This window comes from Streptomyces sp. 351MFTsu5.1 (assembly GCF_000383655.1).
Classification (GTDB): Bacteria; Actinomycetota; Actinomycetes; order Streptomycetales; family Streptomycetaceae; genus Streptomyces; species Streptomyces griseorubiginosus.
The window spans coordinates 121,391-143,273 of record NZ_KB911795.1 but is presented as its reverse complement, the minus strand read 5'-3'; the positions used below and the strand labels follow the sequence as shown (position 1 = coordinate 143,273).

Genomic DNA, 21,883 nt, shown 5'->3' with positions numbered 1-21,883 from the left:
ATCCGTGGCTGGTCGCGCAGTTCCCCGCGCCCCTGACCGGATTCAGTGACGGTGGGCCCGGTTCGCGATCGCGTGGCCGACGAACAGGTAGACCACCGCTGCCAGGCCGTAGCCGGCGACTACTCGGGCCCAGGCCTCGTCGAAGGTGAAGAGGTCGTAGGACCAGCCGGCGAGCCAGCGGGCGGCATCGTGGATGAACTGCACGAAGTCGTTCCCGCGGTTGGCGTCCAGCAGGTACATCAGGATCCACAGGCCCAGGATGAGGGCCATGATGTCGGCGACGACCGCTATGACCGTCCCGGCGGAATTGGCACCACGGCGCGTATGAGTGGACATGGTGTTCGAATGGCCGGGATTGCTCGAACGAAACCTGGCATCATCCGTTGAGCTCCGCCAGCACCCGCAGAGTGTGCGCGTCCGGCGCCAGGGCCAACAGGTCCGTCACCGGCCCCTTGCGCCACAACTCCAGCCGCTCGGCGATCCGTTCACGCGGACCGACCAGCGAGATCTCGTCGGCGAACGCGTCGGGCACGGCGAGCACCGCCTCCTCGCGCCGTCCCTCCAGGAACAGCCGCTGGATCCTGCGGGCCTCCTCCTCGTACCCCATCCGGGCCATGAGGTCGGCGTGGAAGTTGCGGGCCGCGTGCCCCATCCCGCCGATGTAGAAGCCGAGCATCGTCTTGACGGGCAGCAGCCCTTCGGCCACGTCGTCGCACACCCGCACCTGGGCCATGGGCGCGACGAGGAACCCCTCCGGGGCGTCGGCGAGCGAGGCCTCGTACACCTCGGGACGGGTCGGCGACCAGTACAACGGCAGCCAGCCGTCCGCGATCCGGGTCGTCTGGGCGATGTTCTTCGGCCCCTCGGCACCGAGCAGGATCGGCAGGTCGGAGCGGAGAGGATGGGTGATCGGCTTCAGTGCCTTGCCGAGACCCGTCCCGTCCGGCCCCCGGTACGGCAGCGGATGGAACCGCCCCTCCGAGGCGACCGGCGCCTCCCGCCGCAGCACCTGCCGTACGACCTCGACGTACTCCCGGGTCGCGGTCAGCGGCGACTTCGGGAACGGCCGCCCGTACCACCCCTCCACGACCTGCGGGCCGGACAGGCCGAGGCCCAGCATGACCCGGCCGCCGGAGAGATGGTCCAGGGTGAGGGCGTGCATGGCGGTCGTGGTGGGCGACCTGGCCGCCATCTGCGCAACCGCCGTACCCAGCCCGATCGTCGACGTCCGCGCCGCGATCCAGGTGAGCGGGGTGAACACGTCCGACCCCCACGACTCCGCCGTCCACACCGAGCGGTAGCCGAGCCGCTCGGCCTCCTGGGCCAGCGGCACATGGTCGGGGGAGGGACCGCGACCCCAGTAACCAAGCGCAAGACCGAGCCGCACGACGCCTCCTGACGGTATGTCAGATATCGGGACCGTCCGAGAATGTACGGCACCTGGCCCCGGCCCGGAAGGGGCGCGCACGTCACCGGCCCTTGGTCTGGAAGGTGCGCGCACGGTCAACGGCCGCCGACGGGAAGGGGCATGCACGGTCACCTGCCCCGGTCCAGAAGGTGCGCGCGCTGTCAACGGCCACCGACGGGAAGGGGCGCTGTCGCCCAACGGCCACCGACCGTCAGTGTCGTGAACGGCGAGGCCCCCGCCCTCCCGCCCGGAAGGTGCGGGAACGGCGACGGCCCCCCGCCCGGAAAGGGCGAGGGGCCGTCGTACGACCTCGAAGGGGTCAGCCGCGCTGGATGCCGCTCGTGTCCTGGAGCACTCCGCGGCGCCCGTCCTGCGTCTGGGCGACCAGACTCGGACCGCGCTGCTCCACGGCCAAGTACCAGGTGCCCGGCGCGAGTTCGGCGATCGGCGTCGGCGAACCGTCCTCCGCGAACAGCGGACGCGGGACCGGCACGGCGAACCAGAACGGCGAGAACTCCGCGGCCGGCGGCTGCGGGGCCGAGGCCTGCGGCTGCCCGCCGAAGGGCTGACCGGGCTGCGGCTGACCGCCGTAGGGCTGACCAGGCTGACCGCCCTGCGCCGGCTGCTGGGCGCCCGGGTAGCCGTAACCACCGGGCGGCTGGGCGCCGTAGGGCTGCGGCTGGGGCGGCTTGGGGGCCGGGACCAGACCGGCCTGGAGGGCGGGGACGAGCGGCGTGGCGACGGCGGCGCCGGCCATGACGAGGGTCGCGACGAGAGCGAGGATCAGGCCGATACCGGCGCTGACACCACTGCCCGAACCGGAGCCCGCGTTGTCGGTGCCGCCCAGCGGGTCGAAGATGTTCCCGAGCGCGGTCCAGGCGGCGAACACGGTGAACGCGACGCCGAACTGGCCGAGGTCGAGGCCCGCCACCTTGGGGACCTGCGGCAGGCCGCGCGAGGCGACGACGAGCCCGGCACCGATGAGGCCCGCGAGGACGACCCCCATCAGAACCGGGCCGCTCTCCCAGGAGTTGGGGAGTTCGGCGTCGTCCGGAGCCCCGTCGACCGCGTAGATGTCGAGGAACGACGCGATGAACAGCAATACCGCTGCTCCGATCACCACGCCGTCGCCTCGAGTGAGAGAGCGGATATTCACTTCAGGTCCTTCGTAGGTCGTCTCGTCGTCGGTAGACCCTATCGTCCGCCCTGGCGGAGCGTACGACGGGTGCAGCGCGCTGATCGTCACCCGCGCAGGAAACTCACGATTCCCTCAGAGATTCCTTGCGCGGCCTTCTGGCGCCAGGCCGCGCTGGTGAGCAACGCCGCGTCCTTGCTGTCGCGCATGTTGCCGCATTCGATGAAGACCTTGGGGACCGTCGACAGATTGAGGCCGCCCAGATCGGTGCGGGTGACCATGCCGGTGCCGTGGCCGACGTAGTTGGAGGGCTTGGTGCCCGTCACGCGTTTGAAGTCGGCCGCGATGCGCTTCCCGAGGGTGGCGGAGGGGGCGACGATACGGCGGGTGTCGGCGATGCCCTTGTGGACGCGGCCCGGCAGGATCACGTGGTAGCCGCGCTGGCCCGAGCCCGCGCCGTCCGCGTGGATCGACACCACCGCATCGGCCTTGGCCCTGTTGCCGATCCGCGCCCGCTCGTCCACGCAGGGGCCGTAGGGACGGTCGGCGTCCTGCGTCAACTTCACCGTGGCGCCCTGCCGCTCCAGCAGCGTGCGCAGCCGGTGGGCGACGTCGAGCGTGAACTTGGCCTCCGCGTAACCGGAGTTGGTGGACGTCCCCGTCGTGTCGCATTCCTTGCGGTTCGTACCGATGTCGACCTTGCGGTTGATCTCGGCCGTGTGCCGGAAGTTGGTCAGGTTGTGACCCGGGTCGATGACGACGACCTTCCCCTTGAGCGGGAGAGGCGGCCTCCTGTCGTCGGCGGTGGTGGAGGAGACGCTCGGCGGAGCGGTGCTCGTCACCTTGCCCACCGCGGCCGTCGTCCCGCCGCCTGCGTCGGCCGCCCCGCCCACCCCCTCGTACAGCAGCCACCCGAGCAGCGCGCCCGGCACCAGTACAGCGAGGGCGAGGGTCAGGGGCCGGCGGCGGGGGCGGCGCGGCTGCGGGGACTCGAATTCAGGGCCTGCGTACGACACGCCTGCGACTCTAATACGACGCTCAGATCCCCGCCCGCGTCCGCCGCAACACCCGGAGCGAGTCGGTGGCGGAGACCTCCGTGAAGGCGCCGGAGGCGAGGGCCCGTAGGTAGATCCGGTACGGCGCCTGACCGGTGAACTCGTCCTCCGGTTCCGGGAACACGTCGTGGATGACGAGCAGTCCGCCCTCGGTCACGTGGGGGGCCCAGCCCTCGTAGTCGGCGTTCGCGTGCTCGTCGGTGTGGCCGCCGTCGACGAAGACGAGCCCGAGCGGCGTCCCCCAGACCTTCGCGATCTGCGGCGACCGTCCGACCAGCGCGACGACGTGCTCCTCGAGGCCGGCCCGGTACAGGGTCCGCCGGAAGGCCGGCAGCGTGTCCATCACGCCGAGCTCGGCATCGACGGTCTCCGGGTCGTGGTACTCCCACCCCGGCTGCTGCTCCTCGCTGCCCCGGTGGTGGTCGACGGTCAGCGCGACCACCCCGGCCTCCCGGGCGGCGTCCCCGAGCAGGATCGCCGAGCGGCCGCAGTACGTGCCGACCTCGAGCAGCGGCAGCCCGAGCCGCCCGGCCTCCAGAGCGGCCTCGTACAGGGCCAGCCCTTCGCCCAGGGGCATGAACCCCTTCGCGGCCTCGAAGGAGGCGAGGATCTCGGGCTTGGGTGCGGCCGCGGCCATGGGGTTCCTCTCGGTGGTGCGGGGTTGTTTGTGCCGGTTGGTTGTACGGGGCGCTCGTGCGAGTCGGTCGTACGGATCGGTGGAGCGGTGGAGCTGTTGCGGCGGGTCGGTGGATCGGGCGCGCGCGTTGGTGTGTGGGTCGGTCGAGCGGGTCGGTCGTGCGGGGAGCAGGTGCCGGAACCCCTGCGACCGCCCATGCTGCCGCACGCGTCGTCGGAGGAGAGACGGGGGGCGGGTGCCGGTCGTTCTGCGAGGGTGCGACGACTGGATCGGACCTCACCGGACCGGACCCCACCGGGCCAGGCTCGACCGGACCTCACCGGACCGGACCCGCTCGAACCGCACCCGGTCGCACCGGAGCCGGTCGCACCGGACCCGGCCGGATCGGCGTGAGTCCGGTCACCGTCTGCCCGTCCTACGGCCGTCAGCACTCCCCCCCCCGACGCACCGCACCCCCGTCCCAGGCGCGGAACGGGGGTGCGGTGGGATGGGCGGCGTCGGTCAGGTCGTGACCGTCTCGCCTGGCAGGGACAGGTCCAGGCTCACCGCGCGCTCGTCCCCGGCGTGCGTCGCCGACGACGCGAGCGGACCGTGCCCCACGGCTCGCGCGGCGAGCACGTACGCACCGCCGCCCGGCACGCCGAGGGCGTACACCCCGTCCTCGTCGGCGACGGCGGAACCCGCCTGACGCCCCCGCCGGTCGATCAGCGTGACCTTGGCCCGCGCGACCGGAGCACCGGAGGCGTCGAGGACCCGGCCCCGGAAGCCCCGCAGAACCTCCTCCGCGTGCTCCAGGTTCGCCTCCTCCTCGCTGCTGGCCCGCAGCTGCGGAGCCCGGTTCGGCTTCGGCAGGAACACCGCCATCAGCAGTCCGATCGCCACCGCACCCGTCGCGATCAGGAACGACACCCGGAAGCCGTGCATCGTCGGGATCGCGACACCCCCGACGTCGTTCGCCGTGTTCGCAAGGACCATGCCGATCACGGCGCTCGACACGGACGTACCGATGGACCGCATCAGCGTGTTGAGACCGTTCGCCGCGCCCGTCTCCGACGCCGGGACCGCCCCGACGATCAGCGCGGGGAGCGAGGAGTACGCGAGGCCGATGCCCGCGCCGAGCACGACCGCGATCACGAGGCTCTGCCAGGCCGCGCTCATGAGGCCGAGGCCCGCGCCGTAGCCGATCGCGATGATCAGCATGCCGAGGATGAGGGTGAACTTGGGCCCGTACTTCGCGGACAGGCGGGCGTACACCGGCGCCGTGACCATCATCGTCAGGCCCAGCGGGGCGACCAGCAGACCCGCGACGACCATCGACTGGCCGAGGCCGTAGCCCGTCGCCTTCGGGAGCTGGAGCAGCTGCGGAAGGACCAGCGAGACGACGTAGAAGGAGACACCCACCATGATCGACGCCAGGTTGGTGAAGAGGACCGCCGGGCGGGCGGTGGTGCGCAGGTCGACCAGGGGGGCCTTCACCCGCAGCTCCATGACGCCCCACAGGACGAGGACGACCGCGGAGGCGGCGAACAGGCCGAGCGTGGTGCCGGAGGTCCAGCCCCAGTCACTGCCCTTGGTGATCGGCAGGAGGAAGAGGACCAAGCCGGCGGAGAGGCCGATCGCGCCCAGCACGTCGAAGGTGCCCTCGGCGCGCGCCGGGGACTCCGGTACGACGAGGAGGGTGAGGCCGATCGCGAGGGCGCCGAGGCCGGCCGCGCCGTAGAAGAGGGCGTGCCAGTCGGCGTGCTGGGCGACCAGTGCCGCGAGCGGCAGCGCGAGTCCGCCGCCGACGCCGATCGAGGAGCTCATCAGGGCCATCGCCGAGCCGAGCTTCTCGCGGGGCAGCATGTCGCGCATGAGGCCGATGCCGAGCGGGATCGCGCCCATGGCGAAGCCCTGGAGGGTGCGGCCGGCGATCATCGTGAGCAGATCGCTGGTGAGGGCGCTGACCAGCGCGCCGACGACCATCACGGCGAGGCTGAGGATCAGCATGCGGCGCTTGCCGTACAGGTCGCCGAGGCGGCCCATGATCGGGGTGGCGACGGCACCCGAGAGCAGGGTGGAGGTCAGGACCCAGGTGGCGTTGCTGGGCTCCGTGTTCAGCAGCTGCGGCAGGTCCTTGATGACCGGGACGAGCAGGGTCTGCATCACCGCGACCACGATGCCCGCGAAGGCGAGCACCGGGACGACAGCGCCGGACGCTCTCCGGTTGGGCTGGTCTGTCGGCGTGTGCGTCATGTGAGGGAGGCCTCCGGGCCTGGAAGATCGGCTTACGTGTGGGGTGAACTACGTATGCATGGGCAACTATTCCGATGCTTCGACGTACTAACGAATTCTTTATATTCTCTTGGGGAAGCGGGCCCCGGTTGAGACCATGACCGTCATGCTCGAAGCCCCTGACGTCGCTCCTGTGTCCGGCCGGTCCCGTCCCGCGCCCCCCGCCTGGCTGGTCGTGGCGCTGGCCTGCGCCGGCCAGTTCCTGGTCGTGCTCGACGTGTCCGTCGTCAACGTGGCGCTGCCGTCCATCCGCGCCGACCTGGGCATGAGCGGCACCGGACTCCAGTGGGTCGTGAACGCCTACTCCATCGCCTTCGCCGGGTTCATGCTGCTCGGCGGCCGGGCCGGCGACCTCTACGGGCGCAAGCGGATGTTCCTGGTCGGGCTCGGCCTGTTCACCGCGGCCTCGCTGGCCGGCGGCCTGGCCGAGGGCGGCGGACAGCTGCTGCTCGCTCGCGCGGCACAGGGTCTCGGCGCGGCGGTACTGGCCCCCGCGACCCTCACCATCGTGACCTCGGCCGTCCCGGAGGGCCCCGCGCGGGCCCGTGCGATCGCCACCTGGACCGCCGTGGGCGCGGGCGGCGGCGCGGCCGGCGGCTTCTTCGGCGGCCTCCTGGTGGACACCCTGTCCTGGCGCTGGGTGCTGCTGATCAACGTGCCGGTCGGCGCGGTGGTCCTGCTCGGCTCGCTGCTGTGGCTGACCGAGAGCCGCGCCGGGGACGGCCGGCGCCTCGACCTGCCGGGCGCGCTGCTGGTCACCGGAGGCCTGGCCGTCCTCGCGTACGGCATCTCACAGACCGAGGCCTCGGGCTGGACGGCCGCCGCCACGCTGGTGCCGCTGGCCGTCGGAGCGGCGCTGGTGGCCGCCTTCCTCCTCGTCGAGTCCCGTACGACCGCGCCGCTGATGCCGCTCGGACTGCTCAGGGTGCGGGCGGTGGCGTCGGCGAACGCGGCGATGTTCCTCAGCGGCTCCGCCCTGTTCTGCACGTGGTACTTCATCACGCTCTACGCCCAGAACGTCCTCGGGTACTCCCCGCTGGACGCCGGACTCGCCATGCTGCCCAGCTCCCTGGCCATCGTGCTCGGCTCCAAGCTCGCGCCCCGTCTGATGCGCCGCTCCGGGGCTCGCCGGGTGGCGGTCCTCGGGACCCTCGTCGCGCTCGCCGGCTACGCCTGGCAGTCGACGATGACGGCGGACGGCCGATACGTCACCTCGATCATGATCCCCGGGATCCTGATGATGCTGGGCGCGGGCCTCGCCTCGACCCCGCTCGCCTCGCTGGCCACGTCCGGGGCGGCGCCGGGGGAGGCGGGCCTGGTGTCCGGCCTGGTCAACACCTCGCGCACGATGGGCGGCTCCCTGGGCCTCGCGGTCCTCTCGACCCTCGCGACGGCCCGGACGGGCAGCGAGGTTTCGAGCGTGGCCCTGACGGAGGGGTACGCGCTGGCCTTCCGGGCGGGGACGGTCGTGCTGGCGGGGGCGGTGGTGCTGATGGTGGTGTGGCTGCCGCGGAGGATTCCGGCTGAGTGAGGCGGTGCAAAGTTTCCGGTCGGGCGGGGCGGTGAACGGTTTCCGGTCGGGTGGGGTGGTGAGAAGTTCCGGTCGGGCGGGGCAGTGCAAAGATTCCGCTCGGGCGAGGCAACGGTCCGGCGTGCTCATGGACTCCTTAAGACATCTAGGAGGTGCCCATGGGGGATCGGAAACAGGCCCGGGACGAGGAGTTCCAGGGCTTCGTCATCGGCCGCTGGCCACGGCTGATGCGGACGGCATTTCTCCTCACGGGGGAGCAGCACGCGGCGGAGGACCTGGTCCAGTCGACGCTCGAACAGGTCTATGTGGCCTGGAGAAAGGTCGGCTCGGCCGATGACCCCGAGGCCTACGTACGGCGCGTGATGGTCAACGCCCACGCGCGCAAGCACCGCAAAAGGCTCAGGGAGTTCCTGGCGAGGGGCGACGACTCCGGCCTGGTGCGCGAGGTCGCCGACACCGGCGACCGCATCGCCCAGGCCGACGACCGCAGCGCCCTGCTGAAGGCGCTGGCCCAACTCCCTCCCCGGCAGCGGGAGGCGGTGGTCCTGCGCTACTGGGAGGACCTGACCGAGACACAGACGGCCGAGGCGATGGGCTGCTCGGTCGGCTCGGTGAAGAGCAACGCGGCCAAGGGGATCGCGAAACTTCGCGCCATACCCGGACTGGCCGACATGGTGACGCAGGGAGGCCGGAAGTGACGAGCGCGGACCGGGAGACGAACCACCACATGAGCGACAGCGACATCGCCCTCCTGCTGGCCGACGCCGCCGACGAGGTCGAGATCGGCATAGCCCCCTACGACGCGGTGATCCGCGGTGGCCGCAGGCGCAGGGCCCGCCGCTGGGCGGTGGCCGCGGCCACGGCACTGGTGCTCGCGGGCTCCTCGGCGACGCTCGCCGCGGCGGGGCTGCCGGGCCGGGACAGCGGCGGCGCAGCGGCGGTGGCCACCCAGCCACCGGCCACGGCCACCCACACGCCCGGCGTGTCCGAGCCCGCCAAGCGGGTCACGCTGGCGTCGGGCACGGAGGACGGCAAGGAGTGGCGGGTCACCCTCGACACCTGGCCGGCACCGGTCGACACCGCCGAGGCCCAGGCCACGTTGAACGCGATGCGGGCGCACGGCGAGGACCCGGCCGACGTCCGCAAGGCCTCGGACCTGGTGGGCAAGATCGCGTACTTCGTGCACCGCGACTACGGCGGTACCTGGTCGAAGGTCATGGAGAACGTGGTCCCCGCGTCGGACAGGATGACCACCACGGACCTCATTTCAGGAGCCCTCCCTCTCGCACCCGGCGACAAGGACATCCGTCTCGTCGTCGGTTCCCTCGCCAGGACCGCCCAGCGCGTCAACTGCAACTGGACGAACCAGACGGTGACCGTGGTGGAGCGGGCCGGCACCGGCAGCGGCACCAAGGCCGGGGTGATCCGCTCGGCTGAGGGCTCGCCCTACGACTGGTTCGTGTGCCTGGCTCCGAAGGGTACGGAGTACAAGTCGGCGGAGGTGATCAAGTAGGGAGGGGAATCAGGTGGGGAGGGGGATCAAGGACAAAGGGCCGGAGTTCACAGCCACCCCTGCTGCCGGGCCTCCCGCACCGCCTCCATCCGGTTGCGCGTGCCGGTCTTCCCGATGGCGGAGGAGAGGTAGTTGCGGACGGTGGACTCGGACAGATGGAGCCTGTCGGCGATGTCGGCCACCGTCGCGCCGTCCGTGGAGGCCTTGAGGACCTCGCACTCACGGGCGGTGAGAGGGTTCGGGCCGGCGCTGAGGGCGGCCGCGGCGAGGGCGGGGTCGATCACGGTCTCACCGGTCAGCACCCGGCGGATGCACGCGGCCAGCTCCTCCACGGGCCCGTCCTTGACGAGGAAACCGGCGGCACCCGCCTCCATCGCCCGGCGCAGATAGCCGGGCCGCCCGAAGGTGGTCAGGATCAGCACCCGGCAGTCCGGCACCTGGTCGCGCAGCTCGGCGGCGGCGTCCAGACCGCTCATGCCCGGCAGTTCGATGTCGAGCAGGGCCACGTCGGGGCGGTGCGTGAGGGCCGCGTCCACGATCGCGTCCCCCGCCGCGACCTTGGCCACCACCTGCATGTCCGGCTCCATCCCGAGCAGCAGCGCGAGCGCCCCGCGCATCATGCCCTGGTCCTCGGCGAGCAGGACGCGGATCGACTTGGAGGGCCGGTGATCCCGGGGCATCTCGTTCACGGCCCAAGCGTAGGGGGCGAGGGGCGACTTGACCTGGGTGCGCTCACGCGCGTGGTCCTTGAGAACTGAAGAGTGAGCGGTTAGGGCGGGAGGCCGAGGGGTGCGGGGTGCAGGGGCGCGGGGCGGACGGGCGCCCAGGGCAGGGAACCCGGGGGGCGAGGTCTCTTGCCGTTCCGACGCTCCGGCGGGACGAAGCCGACCCGGGCGGTCGAGCCGTCGGCGGAGACGCCGTTGACGGTGGCGCCCGGCGCACGGACCGGTGCTCACGTCCGTGCGCCGGCCCTTCCCGGTGCACGGACCTATGCCCACACCCGTACGCCAGCCCCTCCCGGCGTACGGACCCATGCCCACGTCCGCACCCCGGCTCCTCCCGTACAGGCGCCATCGAAGCCACGCGAGCGACCCCACCGACCCGCCCGCCCGGGGCTCGCTGACGGTCGGCGCCGACGCACCCGCGAGCCGATCCGCTAACCGGCCCGCACCGGCCCACCGGCCGCCCCCGCCGCATCGGCCTGCCGTGCCCCGTCGGCCCGCCCCGCTGCACCACCCGGTACCTCTCCACCACTCCACCCCGGCTCCACCGACTCGACCGGCAGCTCGGCCCGCACCACGAAACCTCCCCGTGGCCCGGCCCCGGCCTCCAACCGCCCCCCGGCCGCGGCCAATCGCTCGGCGAGCCCCTTGAGCCCGGTCCCGCCGATCCCCGGTGTCTGCGCCCCGGCCACCACATCGGCACAAGCCCGCGTAGGCGACACAGACGGCTCAGACAGGTCAGGCAGGTCACGCAGCTCAGAAGGCGCAGTCCCGGTGTCGTCGCTCCCCACACCGACCCCCGGCCCCGCGAGCCCTCCCCGGCCGTCGTCCCACACCCGCAGCCGCACCCGTTCCGCCGAGCCGTCTACGGAGATCTCGCACCGGGTTGCCCCGCTGTGCCGGACGGTGTTGGTCACCGCCTCGCGCACCACCCAGCCCAGCAGCGCCTCGGTCTGGGCGGCCAGGGGCGGGCCGGAGAGGTGGACGGTCGGCTCGATGCCCGCGGCGCGCAGCGCGGAGGCCGCCCGGTCGAGGTCGGTGCTGAGACTGCCCTCGCGGTAGCCGGTCACCGCCTCGCGGATCTCGGTGAGGGCCTGGCGGCCCACCGACTCGATATCGGAGATCTGGACGAGCGCCGCGTCCAGGTTGCCCGGGGCCAGCCGACGGGCCGCCTCCGACTTGACCACGATGACCGACAGGGTGTGGCCGAGGAGATCGTGCAGGTCCCGGGAGAACCGCAGGCGTTCCTCCTCGACCGCGCGCCGGGCCAGTTCCTCACGGGCCTCCCGCAACTGCCGTACCGCCTCGGAGAGGGACAGGATCGCGGCCGTGACCATCGTGGAGATCCAGGTGGCGTAGGCGGTGTCGAGCCCGCCCCAGCCGTCGCGGAGGACGGAGGCCGCACCGGCGACCACGGTCACCACGGCAGCCACCCAGCGCAGGTGCGGCAGCCGCACCACCGCACCGGTCGCGAGTCCGAACAGGGGGAAGAACAGCAGCCAGTTCCCGCCGTACCCCATCGCCAGACCGCAGGTCACCAGACCCAGCACCACCAGCGCCAGCCGTGTGGAGAGCGAGTCCCGGGTCTCCCTGCGAAAGGCGCGGAAGGTGACGTAGATGTAGAGCGAGTTGAAGGTGAGCAGCCCGAGGCCGGCGATCCAGGGGTCGGCGGCCTCGCCCTGGAAGAGGTTGGAGAAGGCGCCCATCCCCAGCAGCAGCCACGGCAGAAGTCCGAAGCCGCTGCCCAGGCCGGCGTTGGTGGGGACGTTCCCGGCCTTCTGCGCGGCCTTGTACTCGGCCTTGAGCTGTTTCTTGTTGGCCTCGTAGTACCGCTGGTGCTCCCGCGCCGAGCGCACCTCCTGGCGGAGTTCGCCCACGCGGCACGAGAGCTTGCGCGACCAGGACATGACCGTTCCTCCGCTCAGGGGTTCCCGGCGGGCGGCCGGGACGACGGGAACAACGCTACGGAGCGGCACCCCGGCCCGGGAGATGCGGATGTACGGACTCGGGCAGGACAAATGTCCCGGGTGCCGGAGCCGGGAGAAGCCGCGCGCCGGGAGAAGCCGCGCCAGGAGAAGCCGTGAGCCCGCAGAAGCGACAGACCTGACACTCCGTCAGGAGCCTTCACAAGTGCGGTGGGCTCGGCTATACAGAGGGCGCCGGACTGGAACGCGTTCTAGATCGGCCCGCGACGACCTCGGTGCGGCCGACGGTGCGGACGGCCGTACCGAGGTCTTCAATCCGTCACTGTCAGGAGCCGTATGCCCATCGATGCCGCCGCAGCCCTCGCCGCCGAGCCCCGGACCGGCGAGATCTCCTGGACCTCGAAGGACGTCCAGCTCTACCACCTCGGAATCGGCGCGGGCATCCCCGCCACCGACCCCGACGAACTGCGTTACACCCTCGAATCCCGGCTGCACGTCCTGCCGAGCTTCGCCACCGTCGCGGGTTCCGGGTCGCCGGGGGTGATCAGCGGCCTGTCCATGCCGGGCATCGAGGTCGACCTCGCCCGGGTGCTGCACGGCGGGCAGAGTCTCGTGATCCACCGCCCCCTCCCGGCTGCGGGCTCCGCCACCGCCACGAATCGGATCGCCGCCGTCTACGACAAGGGCAAGGCGGCCGTTCTGGTCATGCGGACCGAAGTCGCGGATGCCGAGGGCCCGTTGTGGACCAACGACGCCCAGATCTTCGTCCGGGGAGAGGGCGGCTGGGGCGGCGACCGGGGCCCCTCCGCCCGTCTCGAACCCCCGGCCGGCGAGCCCGACCGGACCGTCGAGCGCCCCGTCCGCGAGGACCAGGCCCTGCTGTACCGGCTCTCCGGCGACTGGAACCCCCTGCACGCCGACCCGGAGTTCGCGAAGGTGGCGGGCTTCGAGCGGCCCATCCTGCACGGGCTGTGCACCTACGGCATCACGCTCAAGGCGGTCGTGGACACCCTGCTCGGCGGGGACGTGACCCGGGTGCGGTCCTACGTCACCCGGTTCGCCGGGGTCGTCTACCCGGGGGAGACGCTGCGGATCCGGATGTGGCACACGCCGGAGTCCACCAGGGTCGCCGTCAGTGCCGTGGAACGCGACGACGCGCCCGTCCTCGCCGACACCGTCGTCGAACACGCCTGAGCACCCGCTCCAGGACACGCCTGAGCACCTGCTCCAGAACACTCCTGAACCAGCACGCCGTACGAGGGGAGCCGCACCATGCGCGCAGCCGTACTGCACGAGATAGGCCAGGAAAAACTCGAGGTCCTCGACGACGTCGAGGCGGTGGGCTTCGGGCCCGGCAGGGTGCGGATCCGGGTCCGGGCCACCGGCCTGTGCCACTCCGACCTGTCCGCGATGAGCGGGGTCCTGCCGCAGCCGGCACCCTTCGTCCCCGGCCACGAGGGCGCGGGGGAGATCCTCGAGGTCGGCGAGGGAGTCGGGCACCTGAAGCCCGGTGACCGGGTCGTCGTGTGCTGGCTGCCGGCCTGCGGGGTCTGTCCGGCCTGCAAACGCGGCCAGACCGAGCTGTGCCTGGCCGGGTTCATGAACGCGGGCACCCCCAACTTCCGGCGCCCCGGCGGCGATGTCTTCGGCTTCGCGGGCACCGGCACCTTCGCCGAGGAGGTCGTCGTCGACGCGGGCTGCGCGGTGCCGATCCCCGACGACGTGCCCTTCGACATAGCGGCCCTGATCGGCTGCGGGGTCACCACCGGGCTCGGGGCCGCGCTCAACACCGCGGACGTGGAGGCCGGTTCGTCGGTCGCCGTCATCGGCTGCGGCGGCGTCGGCATCTCCGCCATCCAGGGGGCCCGTCTCAAGGGCGCCGCCGAGATCGTCGCCGTCGACCCGGTCGCCTCCCGCCGCGAGGCCGCCCTGAAGTTCGGCGCCACCCGGGCCGTCTCCCCGGACGAACTCGCCGACGCCAAGCAGCAGGTCACCGCCGGTGAGGGCTTCGACTACGTCTTCGAGGTCGTCGGCAGGTCGGCGACCGCCCGCACGGCGTACGAGACGACCCGGCGCGGCGGCACCCTCGTGGTCGTCGGCGCGGGCGCCATGGACGACTTCCTCCAGCTCAACATGTTCGAGCTGTTCTTCGACGAGAAGCGCATCCTGCCGTCCATGTACGGCGGCGGGGACGTCCTGCGCTCCTACGAGCGGACCATCGCCCTGTGGCGGGCCGGCCGCGTCGACCTGGACGGCCTGATCACCCACCGGGTGGCGCTCAGCGAGATCAACGAGGCGCTCGACCAGATGCGGACGGGGACCTCCCTCCGCACCTGCATCGAGATCTGAGGGCCCCGCTGATGTCGCTGCCACTTGAGGGACTGTCGGCCGTCGTCACCGGCGCCGGCCGGGGGCTCGGCCGGGCCGAGGCGCTGGAGTTGGCCCGGCTCGGTGCGGCCGTGGTCGTCAACGACTACGGACAGCCCGGCCGGGACGGCTCCGGCGAGGCCTCCGCGGGCCCCGCCCAGCAGGTCGTCGAGGAGATCCGGGCCGCGGGAGGACAGGCCCGCGCCCACACGGGTGACGTCGGCGACCACCAACAGGCGCGCGAACTGGTCGAGTTGGCGATCGCCGAGTTCGGCAAGCTCGACATCCTCGTCAACAACGCGGGCATCCTGCGCGACCGCATGGTCTTCTCCATGACCGAGGGCGAGTGGGACGCGGTGATCCGGGTCCACCTCAAGGGCCACTTCAACACGACCCGGTTCGCGGCGGCGCACTGGCGTGAGCGGTCCAAGGTGGCCGGCAGGCCGGTGTACGGCCGTGTCGTCAACACCTCCTCGGAGGCGTTCCTCGCCGGGTCCGCGGGGCAGCCCAACTACGCGGCCGCCAAGGGGGGAATCGTCGGACTCACCACCTCCACCGCTCTCGCGCTCGCCAAGTACGGCGTCACCGCCAACGCCATCTGCCCGCGCGCCCGCACCCGGATGACCGAGGACGTCTTCGCGGGAGCGGGCTTCGAGCAACCGGAGTCGGGACTCGACCCGCTCGCCCCCGAGCATGTCGCCCCGCTCGTCGGCTACTTGGCGTCACCCGCCGCCGAACGCGTCAACGGCCAGCTGCTCGTTGTACACGGAGGGATGATCGCCGTCGTCGAACGACCGCGGGTGCAGGCCAAGTTCGACAGCAAGCAGGACACCTTCACCTACGACGAACTGGACGCGCTGCTCACTCCGCACTACGCGCGGCGGCCGACGGGGGAGACGTTCGCGGCGGCCGAAGTGCTGGGGCTGAAACGAGGGGAGTAGAAACGGGGGGGGTAGAAACCGGGGGGAGCAGACGCGCAACGGCCCGCTCCCCGTGAGAGGAGCGGGCCGTGTGCCGTCGTCCACCGTCAGGCCGCGGCCTCGGTCTGCTCGACCGACTTGCGGTGCCGCCCACGCGGGGCCGTCTCGCTGTCCTGGACCGAGACCGGGCCCCGGTGCTTGCCGTGGCCCGTAGGCTCCTGGACGTCGGCAGTCGACTGCTTCGTGCTGGCGTCGCTCATGGAAGTGATTCACCCCGTCAACATGATCTTTCTTACAGCGGGGCGATTTTAACCGGCACCCCATGGGGCGATTCCAGGCGGCCGGACCAACCGGCACTACTTCGTTACAAGATTGCCCAACGGGGCCTGCTGCAAGGGCACAGGGCGCAGTGCGACAGGCTCCGGAGGACCCGGTTCCGAGGCCGGGCCGACACCTCCGTCCGGATCCTCCGGGCCCACGCCCCCGACCCCCGTTTCCCCCACCCCGGGCTCCCCTGACCCCGGGTTCCCGTGGCCGCCCGCCACCCCGGAAGGAGACCCGGCCGCCGCCCACCGCACCACCCCGCACGGCATCCCCTCCGTGGCGTACGGCAGCAGCAGTTCCCCCTCCCCGGTCCAGAGCCCCGCACCCGTCAACCACCCCTCGGGCGCCGGGAGATGCTCCACCTGGCGGGCCGCGGGCCGCCACACGCCCACCCAGCTGCCCGTCGGACCGTCGACCCGCAGCGCCACCCCGCAGCTCTCCGGCATCAGGACCTGACCGGGCTGGATCGCGAACGGCGTCACCGCGCAGTCGGGCACCCGCAGGCACTCCGGGAAGCGCACCGGCAGGGTGCTGCCCAGGACGCCCCAGCCCAGGCGGGCCCGCCCCGGCGACGGTGCGTCCGAGGAGATCAGCAGCAGTCCGCTGTCCGGGTCGGCGAGCAGCAGCCGGTCGTCGCTGCCGTCGGCGATCTGGAGCAGCGGCGAGACCTCGCCGCCCCGTTCCAGGTCCACCACGATCGTCTTGGTCCGCCCGCCCACCTCACGGTCCAGGGCCAGCATCCGCCCCGTCCCGTCCAGCCACACCCCGCCCGAGCAGCGCCCCGGGATCTCCGCGAGATGCTCGGGCCCGAACGCACCGCCCGCCACCAGCCACACGGCACTGGAACGCCGGCCCACGGCGAGGGCGTACGCCTTCTCCCCGCCCGGCGCCGGCGGCAGCAGCCGTAGGAGCGTGGCCCGGTCCGGGCACTCGACCGCGCCCAGCGGCAGCTCGCCGGTCTCGGGCCCGGTCGGGTACAGCAGCGCGAAGTTGTGCCGCCCGTCGGCGAACCGCCTGATCAGGACCCGCCCGTCCCCCATCGGGTGCACCTCGGTGCCGGGCTCCTCCGGCTGCCGGCCCGGCAACGGCACCGCGTAGGGCTCGGGCCCGTCCAGCGTCCACCGCTCCGGGAACCAGGAGTCACCGTGCCGGGCGAGCCGGGCGGCGTAGGAACCGGCGACGGTGATCACACAGGCGGCGTGCGCGGCGGGGCCGTAGTCGGCATCCCCGTACCCGGCGCCCCTGTACCCGGCCTCCGCGGCGGTGGCCGGGTACTCCGTCGGCGCGGCCACCCCGTGGTCGCTCTCCCCGTACTCGTCGGCATCCCCGGCGGCCGGGTACTCCGCCCCCAGGGCTTCCCCGTCCCCGGCGCCCGGGTACTCCGCCGCCGCGGCCACCCCGTGCTCGGCACCCCCGTACTCATCCGCATCCCTGGCGCCCGGATACTCCGCCGCCGGACCTCCCCCGCCCCCGTCCTCAGCGATCACGTACTCCGTCCTCGGGATCTCCCCGTCCCCGTCGCCGTCCACGTCCTCGTCCGACGTCGCGGGCTCGATGGCACAGGCCGTCATCGTCTGGTCACCTCCAGCCACGAAAGTAGTTTTCGTACGCACGGGCGTGGGACGGGCGGGCTTCCGCTTCACACAAAGGGATGGCAGAGGAACGATTCGCCTGAGGGAAGCGGGGCGGCTGTGCTGAGCGGGGCCGCCTCGGGCGGCTCAGGTTCAACCGGGTGGACCAGGCAGGTAGCCTTTCCCCGTGCCCCGTCTGTCTGAAGTCATCGCCGCGCTGGAGAACCTGTGGCCCGCCGAGCGGGCCGAGTCCTGGGACGCGGTCGGCACCGTCGTGGGCGAACCCGACCAGGAAGTCACGCGGGTCCTCTTCGCCGTCGACCCGGTCCAGGAGATCGTGGACGAGGCGGTGAAGCTGGGCGCGGACCTGCTGGTCACCCACCACCCCCTTTATCTGCGCGGTACGACGACTGTCGCCGCGAGCCACTTCAAGGGCCGGGTCGTCCACACCCTCATCAAGAACGACATCGCGCTGCACGTGGCCCACACCAACGCGGACACCGCGGACCCGGGTGTCTCGGACGCCCTCGCCGGCGCGCTGGACCTGCGTGTCGTACGGCCGCTGGTGCCGGACCCGTCGGACCCGGACGGGCGGCGGGGCCTCGGGCGGATCTGCGAGCTGGAGCACCCCCTGTCGGTCAGGGAGCTCGCCGCACGGGCCGCCGAACGCCTGCCCGCGACCGCGCAGGGCATCCGCGTGGCCGGCGACCCCGAGGCGACGGTCCGCACGGTCGCCGTCAGCGGCGGTTCCGGCGACAGCCTCTTCGACCAGGTCCGCGCGGCCGGCGTCGACGCCTTCCTCACCGCCGACCTGCGCCACCATCCGGTGTCCGAAGCGGTCGCCCACAGTCCCCTCGCGCTGCTCGACGCGGCGCACTGGGCCACCGAGTGGCCCTGGTGCGAGCTGGCCGCCGCCCAGCTCGACGAGATCTCCGACCGTCACGGCTGGGACCTGCGCGTGCATGTCTCGAAGACGGTCACCGACCCCTGGACCGCCCACGCGGCGTCCAACCCGACCTCTAGCTCACTGGGAGCCCCCAACTGAACGCCGCGCCCGCCGACCAGATCCGACTCCTCGACGTCCAGGCCCTGGACGTCCGCCTCCAGCAGCTCGCCCACAAGCGTCGCTCGCTGCCCGAGCACGCCGAGATCGAGGCGCTCACCAAGGACGCCACCCAGCTGCGCGACCTGCTCGTCGCCGCGCAGACGGAAGAGAGCGACACCGCCCGTGAGCAGACCAAGGCCGAGCAGGACGTGGACCAGGTGCGCCAGCGCGCCGCCCGCGACCAGCAGCGCCTGGACTCCGGTGCCGTGACCTCCCCGAAGGACCTGGAGAACCTCCAGCGCGAGATCACCTCCCTCGCCAAGCGCCAGGGCGACCTGGAGGACGTCGTCCTGGAGGTCATGGAGCGCCGCGAGTCCGCGCAGGAGCGTGTCGCCGAGCTGACCGAGCGCGTCTCCTCCGTCCAGTCGAAGATCGACGACGCGACGGCCCGCCGTGACGCGGCCTTCGAGACGCTGGACGGCGAGATCGCCTCGGTGACCAAGGAGCGCGAGGTCATCGCGGCCGTCGTCCCCGCGGACCTTCTCAAGCTCTACGACAAGCTCCGCGAGCAGCAGGGCGGCATCGGCGCGGCCAAGCTGTACCAGCGCACCTGTCAGGGCTGCCGCCAGGAGCTCTCCATCACGGACTTCAACGAGGTCCGCGCGGCGGCGCCCGACACCGTGGTGCGCTGCGAGAACTGCCGCCGCATCCTGGTGCGCACGTCCGACTCCGGTCTGTAAGGACGCGGGCAGCCAGGTAGCGAGGAAGCCAAGGAGCTGTGGACGTGCGGGAGTTCATCGTCGAGGCGGACGGCGGCTCACGGGGCAACCCGGGCCCGGCCGGCTACGGCTCCGTGGTGCTGGACGCGGCGACGGGGGAGACGCTGGTCGAGACGTACGAGTACCTCGGCGTCGTGACGAACAACGTCGCCGAGTACCGGGGGCTGCTGGCCGGCCTGCGCGCCGCGCACGACCTCGACCCCTCGGCCCGCGTCCACGTCCGCATGGACTCCAAGCTCGTCGTGGAACAGATGTCGGGCCGCTGGAAGATCAAGCACCCGGACATGAAGCCGCTGGCCCTGGAGGCGGGCCGGGTGTTCCCTCCCGGGCAGGTCACCTACGAGTGGATCCCGCGCGAGCAGAACAAGAGGGCGGACCGGTTGGCGAACGAGGCGATGGACTCAGAGGGTTCGGCGAGTTCGGTACGGAAGCCGACTTCCGGCGAAGCTGCTGATGTGCGTGCCGCCAAAGCCGACGCCGACGTACGAGCCGCCAAGACCGTCGCCGCCCCCGGCTGGGCCCCGGCCGACATGGGCGCACCGGCCACCTTCGTGCTCCTGCGGCACGGTGAGACCCCGCTGACCCCCCAGAAGCGGTTCTCGGGAAGCGGCGGCACGGATCCCTCCCTCTCCGACATCGGCCGCGAGCAGGCCGAACGGGCCGCCGAAGCGCTGGCCAGGCGGGGCACGATCCAGCACATCCTCGCCTCGCCGCTGACCCGCACCCGTCAGACGGCCGCCGCGGTCGCCGAACGGCTCGGTATCGAGGTCACCGTCGAGGACGGCCTCATCGAGACCGACTTCGGCGCCTGGGAGGGCCTCACCTTCGGCGAGGTGCGCGAGCGCTACCCGGACGACCTGACCAAGTGGCTGGCGGACCCCGAGGCCGAACCCACCGGCGGCGGCGAGAGCTTCGCGGCCACCGCGACGAGGATCGCCGCGACCAGGGACAGGCTGGTGGCGGCCTACGCGGGCCGCACGGTCCTGCTCGTCACCCACGTCACCCCGATCAAGACGTTCGTACGCCTGGCCCTGGGCGCCCCGCCGGAGTCCCTGTTCCGCATGGAACTCTCCGCGGCCTCCCTCTCGGCGGTCGCGTACTACGCCGACGGCAACGCGAGCGTACGGCTGCTCAACGACACGTCACACCTGCGGCCGTAGGCGTAGCCGGGAAAGCTCGGACGCCTCCCGGGCCAGTCTCTCGACCCGGTCCCAGTCCCGCGCGGCGAGCGCGTCCGCCGGGAGCATCCAAGTCCCGCCCACGCAGCCGACGTTGGGGAGCGCCAGGTACTCCGGCGCGTTCGCGGCCCCGATCCCTCCGGTCGGACAGAACCGCGCCTGTGGCAACGGGCCGGCCAGCGAGGCGAGGTAGGCCGTACCGCCGGCGGCCTCCGCCGGGAAGAACTTCATCTCCGTCACGCCCCGTTCCAGCAGCGCCACGACCTCCGAGGCGGTCGACACCCCCGGCAGGAACGGCACTCCGGACTCCCGCATCGCCTGAAGCAGTACGTCCGTCCAGCCCGGGCTGACGAGAAAGCGGGCGCCGGCCGCCACCGACTCCTTCACCTGCTGAGGGGCGATGACGGTCCCGGCCCCGACCACCGCGTCCGGCACCTCCCCGGCGATCGCCCGGATCGCGTCGAGCGCGACGGGGGTCCGCAGGGTCACCTCGATCGCGGGGAGCCCCCCGGCGACGAGGGCCCGGGCGAGCGGTACGGCGTCGGAGGCGTCGTGGAGCACGACGACGGGGAGGACGGGCGCGAGGTCGAGCGGGGAGGTGGCCACGACGTCATCATGGCCAAGCGCTGCACCTTACGCAAAGGTCATTGCATCCTGTGCAACACCGCACGGTGTGCTCAGTGAATCTCGTCCACCAGCACGTCCAGCGCCCAGGGCTGCCCCGCCTTCGACGGTGCCTCCGCCTCCACCACGTACCCGAGGTCCCGCAGCGCCTCCACCAGCTCGGCCGGCCCCTTCGGCGCGACCCCCGCCGACAGCAGACTCCGCACCATCCGCCCCTTCGTCGCCTTGTTGAAGTGGCTGACGACCTTCCGGGTCGGCGCGTGCAGCACCCGCACGGTCGCCGTCCGCCCGGCCACCTCGCCCTTCGGCTTCCAGGCGGCGGCGTAGGCGGAGGAGCGCAGGTCCAGCACGAGCCCGTTCCCGGCGGCCTCGGTGAGCACGGAGGCCATCGGTGCCCGCCAGTGCGTGCCCAGCGCCCCGAGCCCCGGCAGCTTCACCCCCATCGAACAGCGGTACGACGGAATCCGGTCGGTCACCCGGACCGCTCCCCAAAGCCCCGAGAACACAAGAAGGGAACGCCCTGCACGCCTCTTCGCTGCCGCGTCGAGAGATGCCAGGTCGAGGGCGTCGTAAAGCACTCCTGTGTAGATCTCACCCGCGGGCCGCGCTCCGGCGGTCCGGAGTTCGACGTTCTTCGCGACCTCGCCGCGCAACCCCTCGCTCAGCCCGAGGACGTCCCGCGCCTTCTCCTCGTCGCCGGCGCACAGCTCGACGAGCGTGTCTAGGACGGCTTCCCGGCTCTCGCTGAGCCCGGGCAGCGACAGCGACTCCAGCTTCAGCGGGGCGCCACGACCGGAGGACGCCTTGCCTTCGGAGGGAGGCAGCAGGACCAGCACGGAGGATCTCCTTCTGTTGAGCTCCGGACAGCGTACGGG

21 protein-coding genes are annotated in these 21,883 nt (G+C 72.1%); 9 read left to right on the top strand and 12 right to left on the bottom strand.

What is annotated here, in order from left to right; genetic code table 11:
* Positions 1-42 precede the first annotated feature (42 nt).
* From H295_RS0135165 to H295_RS0135140, 6 genes are all read right to left on the bottom strand, one after another.
* Positions 43-336 (bottom strand): hypothetical protein, encoded by a 294-nt coding sequence (locus H295_RS0135165; protein WP_028810033.1) that lies wholly within the window; start codon positions 334-336, stop codon positions 43-45.
* Positions 337-376: 40 nt separating this feature from the next.
* Positions 377-1,387: an LLM class F420-dependent oxidoreductase gene (locus H295_RS0135160; RefSeq protein WP_028810032.1), complete on the bottom strand. Its 1,011-nt coding sequence runs from the start codon at positions 1,385-1,387 to the stop codon at positions 377-379.
* A gap of 340 nt (positions 1,388-1,727) precedes the next feature.
* Entirely contained in the window at positions 1,728-2,564 is an 837-nt protein-coding gene (locus H295_RS0135155; protein WP_051135666.1) for a DUF5336 domain-containing protein, read from the bottom strand.
* An 86-nt stretch (positions 2,565-2,650) separates the two neighbouring features.
* Positions 2,651-3,559 carry an N-acetylmuramoyl-L-alanine amidase gene (locus H295_RS0135150; protein WP_028810030.1) on the bottom strand — a complete coding sequence of 303 codons (909 nt, stop codon included), beginning with the start codon at positions 3,557-3,559 and terminating at the stop codon, positions 2,651-2,653.
* Positions 3,560-3,581: 22 nt separating this feature from the next.
* Positions 3,582-4,235, bottom strand: a complete 654-nt coding sequence (locus tag H295_RS0135145; protein ID WP_020140046.1) for a class I SAM-dependent methyltransferase — start codon at positions 4,233-4,235, stop codon at positions 3,582-3,584.
* Between the two features lie 501 nt (positions 4,236-4,736).
* Complete coding sequence (locus tag H295_RS0135140; protein ID WP_028810029.1) at positions 4,737-6,470, bottom strand: MFS transporter; 1,734 nt, start codon at positions 6,468-6,470, stop codon at positions 4,737-4,739.
* A gap of 136 nt (positions 6,471-6,606) precedes the next feature.
* Here H295_RS0135140 and H295_RS0135135 point away from each other — a divergent pair, with 136 nt between their 5' ends.
* The 3 genes from H295_RS0135135 to H295_RS0135125 all read left to right on the top strand — a co-directional run bounded on the left by H295_RS0135135 (position 6,607) and on the right by H295_RS0135125 (position 9,553).
* Entirely contained in the window at positions 6,607-8,040 is a 1,434-nt protein-coding gene (locus H295_RS0135135; RefSeq protein ID WP_020140044.1) for an MFS transporter, read from the top strand.
* A 158-nt stretch (positions 8,041-8,198) separates the two neighbouring features.
* Positions 8,199-8,738 carry a SigE family RNA polymerase sigma factor gene (locus tag H295_RS0135130; RefSeq protein WP_020140043.1) on the top strand — a complete coding sequence of 180 codons (540 nt, stop codon included), beginning with the start codon at positions 8,199-8,201 and terminating at the stop codon, positions 8,736-8,738.
* Positions 8,735-9,553: a hypothetical protein gene (locus H295_RS0135125; protein ID WP_020140042.1), complete on the top strand. Its 819-nt coding sequence runs from the start codon at positions 8,735-8,737 to the stop codon at positions 9,551-9,553. Before H295_RS0135130 ends, H295_RS0135125 begins: the two co-directional genes overlap by 4 nt.
* A gap of 47 nt (positions 9,554-9,600) precedes the next feature.
* Here H295_RS0135125 and H295_RS0135120 read toward each other — a convergent pair whose 3' ends face one another.
* A complete protein-coding gene (locus H295_RS0135120) occupies positions 9,601-10,233 on the bottom strand; it encodes a response regulator transcription factor (protein ID WP_043218524.1) in 633 nt (210 codons plus the stop codon).
* A gap of 476 nt (positions 10,234-10,709) precedes the next feature.
* Positions 10,710-12,182, bottom strand: coding sequence for a sensor histidine kinase (locus H295_RS44100; RefSeq protein WP_020140040.1), 1,473 nt, complete (start codon positions 12,180-12,182; stop codon positions 10,710-10,712).
* 354 nt (positions 12,183-12,536) lie between these two features.
* Here H295_RS44100 and H295_RS0135110 point away from each other — a divergent pair, with 354 nt between their 5' ends.
* The 3 genes from H295_RS0135110 (at position 12,537) to H295_RS0135100 (ending at position 15,508) form a co-directional block, all read left to right on the top strand.
* Complete coding sequence (locus H295_RS0135110; protein ID WP_020140039.1) at positions 12,537-13,394, top strand: MaoC/PaaZ C-terminal domain-containing protein; 858 nt, start codon at positions 12,537-12,539, stop codon at positions 13,392-13,394.
* A gap of 78 nt (positions 13,395-13,472) precedes the next feature.
* On the top strand, positions 13,473-14,549 hold the full coding sequence (locus H295_RS0135105; RefSeq protein WP_020140038.1) for a Zn-dependent alcohol dehydrogenase: 1,077 nt from the start codon (positions 13,473-13,475) through the stop codon (positions 14,547-14,549).
* Between the two features lie 11 nt (positions 14,550-14,560).
* Complete coding sequence (locus H295_RS0135100; protein ID WP_020140037.1) at positions 14,561-15,508, top strand: 3-oxoacyl-ACP reductase; 948 nt, start codon at positions 14,561-14,563, stop codon at positions 15,506-15,508.
* A gap of 86 nt (positions 15,509-15,594) precedes the next feature.
* Here the strand turns inward: H295_RS0135100 and H295_RS47665 are convergent, their stop codons facing one another.
* Positions 15,595-15,747, bottom strand: coding sequence for a hypothetical protein (locus H295_RS47665; protein WP_020140036.1), 153 nt, complete (start codon positions 15,745-15,747; stop codon positions 15,595-15,597).
* 96 nt (positions 15,748-15,843) lie between these two features.
* Complete coding sequence (locus tag H295_RS0135090; protein WP_020140035.1) at positions 15,844-17,382, bottom strand: hypothetical protein; 1,539 nt, start codon at positions 17,380-17,382, stop codon at positions 15,844-15,846.
* A 187-nt stretch (positions 17,383-17,569) separates the two neighbouring features.
* On the opposite strand from H295_RS0135090, the gene H295_RS0135085 reads away from it, so the two are divergent.
* The 3 genes from H295_RS0135085 to H295_RS0135075 are packed head-to-tail and all read left to right on the top strand — an operon-like array spanning position 17,570 to position 20,366.
* Entirely contained in the window at positions 17,570-18,427 is an 858-nt protein-coding gene (locus H295_RS0135085; RefSeq protein ID WP_020140034.1) for a Nif3-like dinuclear metal center hexameric protein, read from the top strand.
* Positions 18,424-19,167, top strand: coding sequence for a zinc ribbon domain-containing protein (locus tag H295_RS0135080; protein WP_078616839.1), 744 nt, complete (start codon positions 18,424-18,426; stop codon positions 19,165-19,167). The genes H295_RS0135085 and H295_RS0135080 overlap by 4 nt, the downstream gene beginning before the upstream one ends.
* A gap of 44 nt (positions 19,168-19,211) precedes the next feature.
* Positions 19,212-20,366: a bifunctional RNase H/acid phosphatase gene (locus tag H295_RS0135075; protein ID WP_028810027.1), complete on the top strand. Its 1,155-nt coding sequence runs from the start codon at positions 19,212-19,214 to the stop codon at positions 20,364-20,366.
* On the opposite strand, the gene H295_RS0135070 is transcribed toward H295_RS0135075, so the two are convergent.
* Together H295_RS0135070 and yaaA are read right to left on the bottom strand one after the other, a co-directional pair.
* On the bottom strand, positions 20,349-20,990 hold the full coding sequence (locus H295_RS0135070) for a bifunctional 4-hydroxy-2-oxoglutarate aldolase/2-dehydro-3-deoxy-phosphogluconate aldolase (RefSeq protein ID WP_020140031.1): 642 nt from the start codon (positions 20,988-20,990) through the stop codon (positions 20,349-20,351). The two genes, H295_RS0135075 and H295_RS0135070, sit on opposite strands and share 18 nt — an antisense overlap.
* A 71-nt stretch (positions 20,991-21,061) precedes the next feature.
* Complete coding sequence (gene yaaA, locus H295_RS0135065; protein ID WP_020140030.1) at positions 21,062-21,844, bottom strand: peroxide stress protein YaaA; 783 nt, start codon at positions 21,842-21,844, stop codon at positions 21,062-21,064.
* Positions 21,845-21,883: the final 39 nt, after the last annotated feature.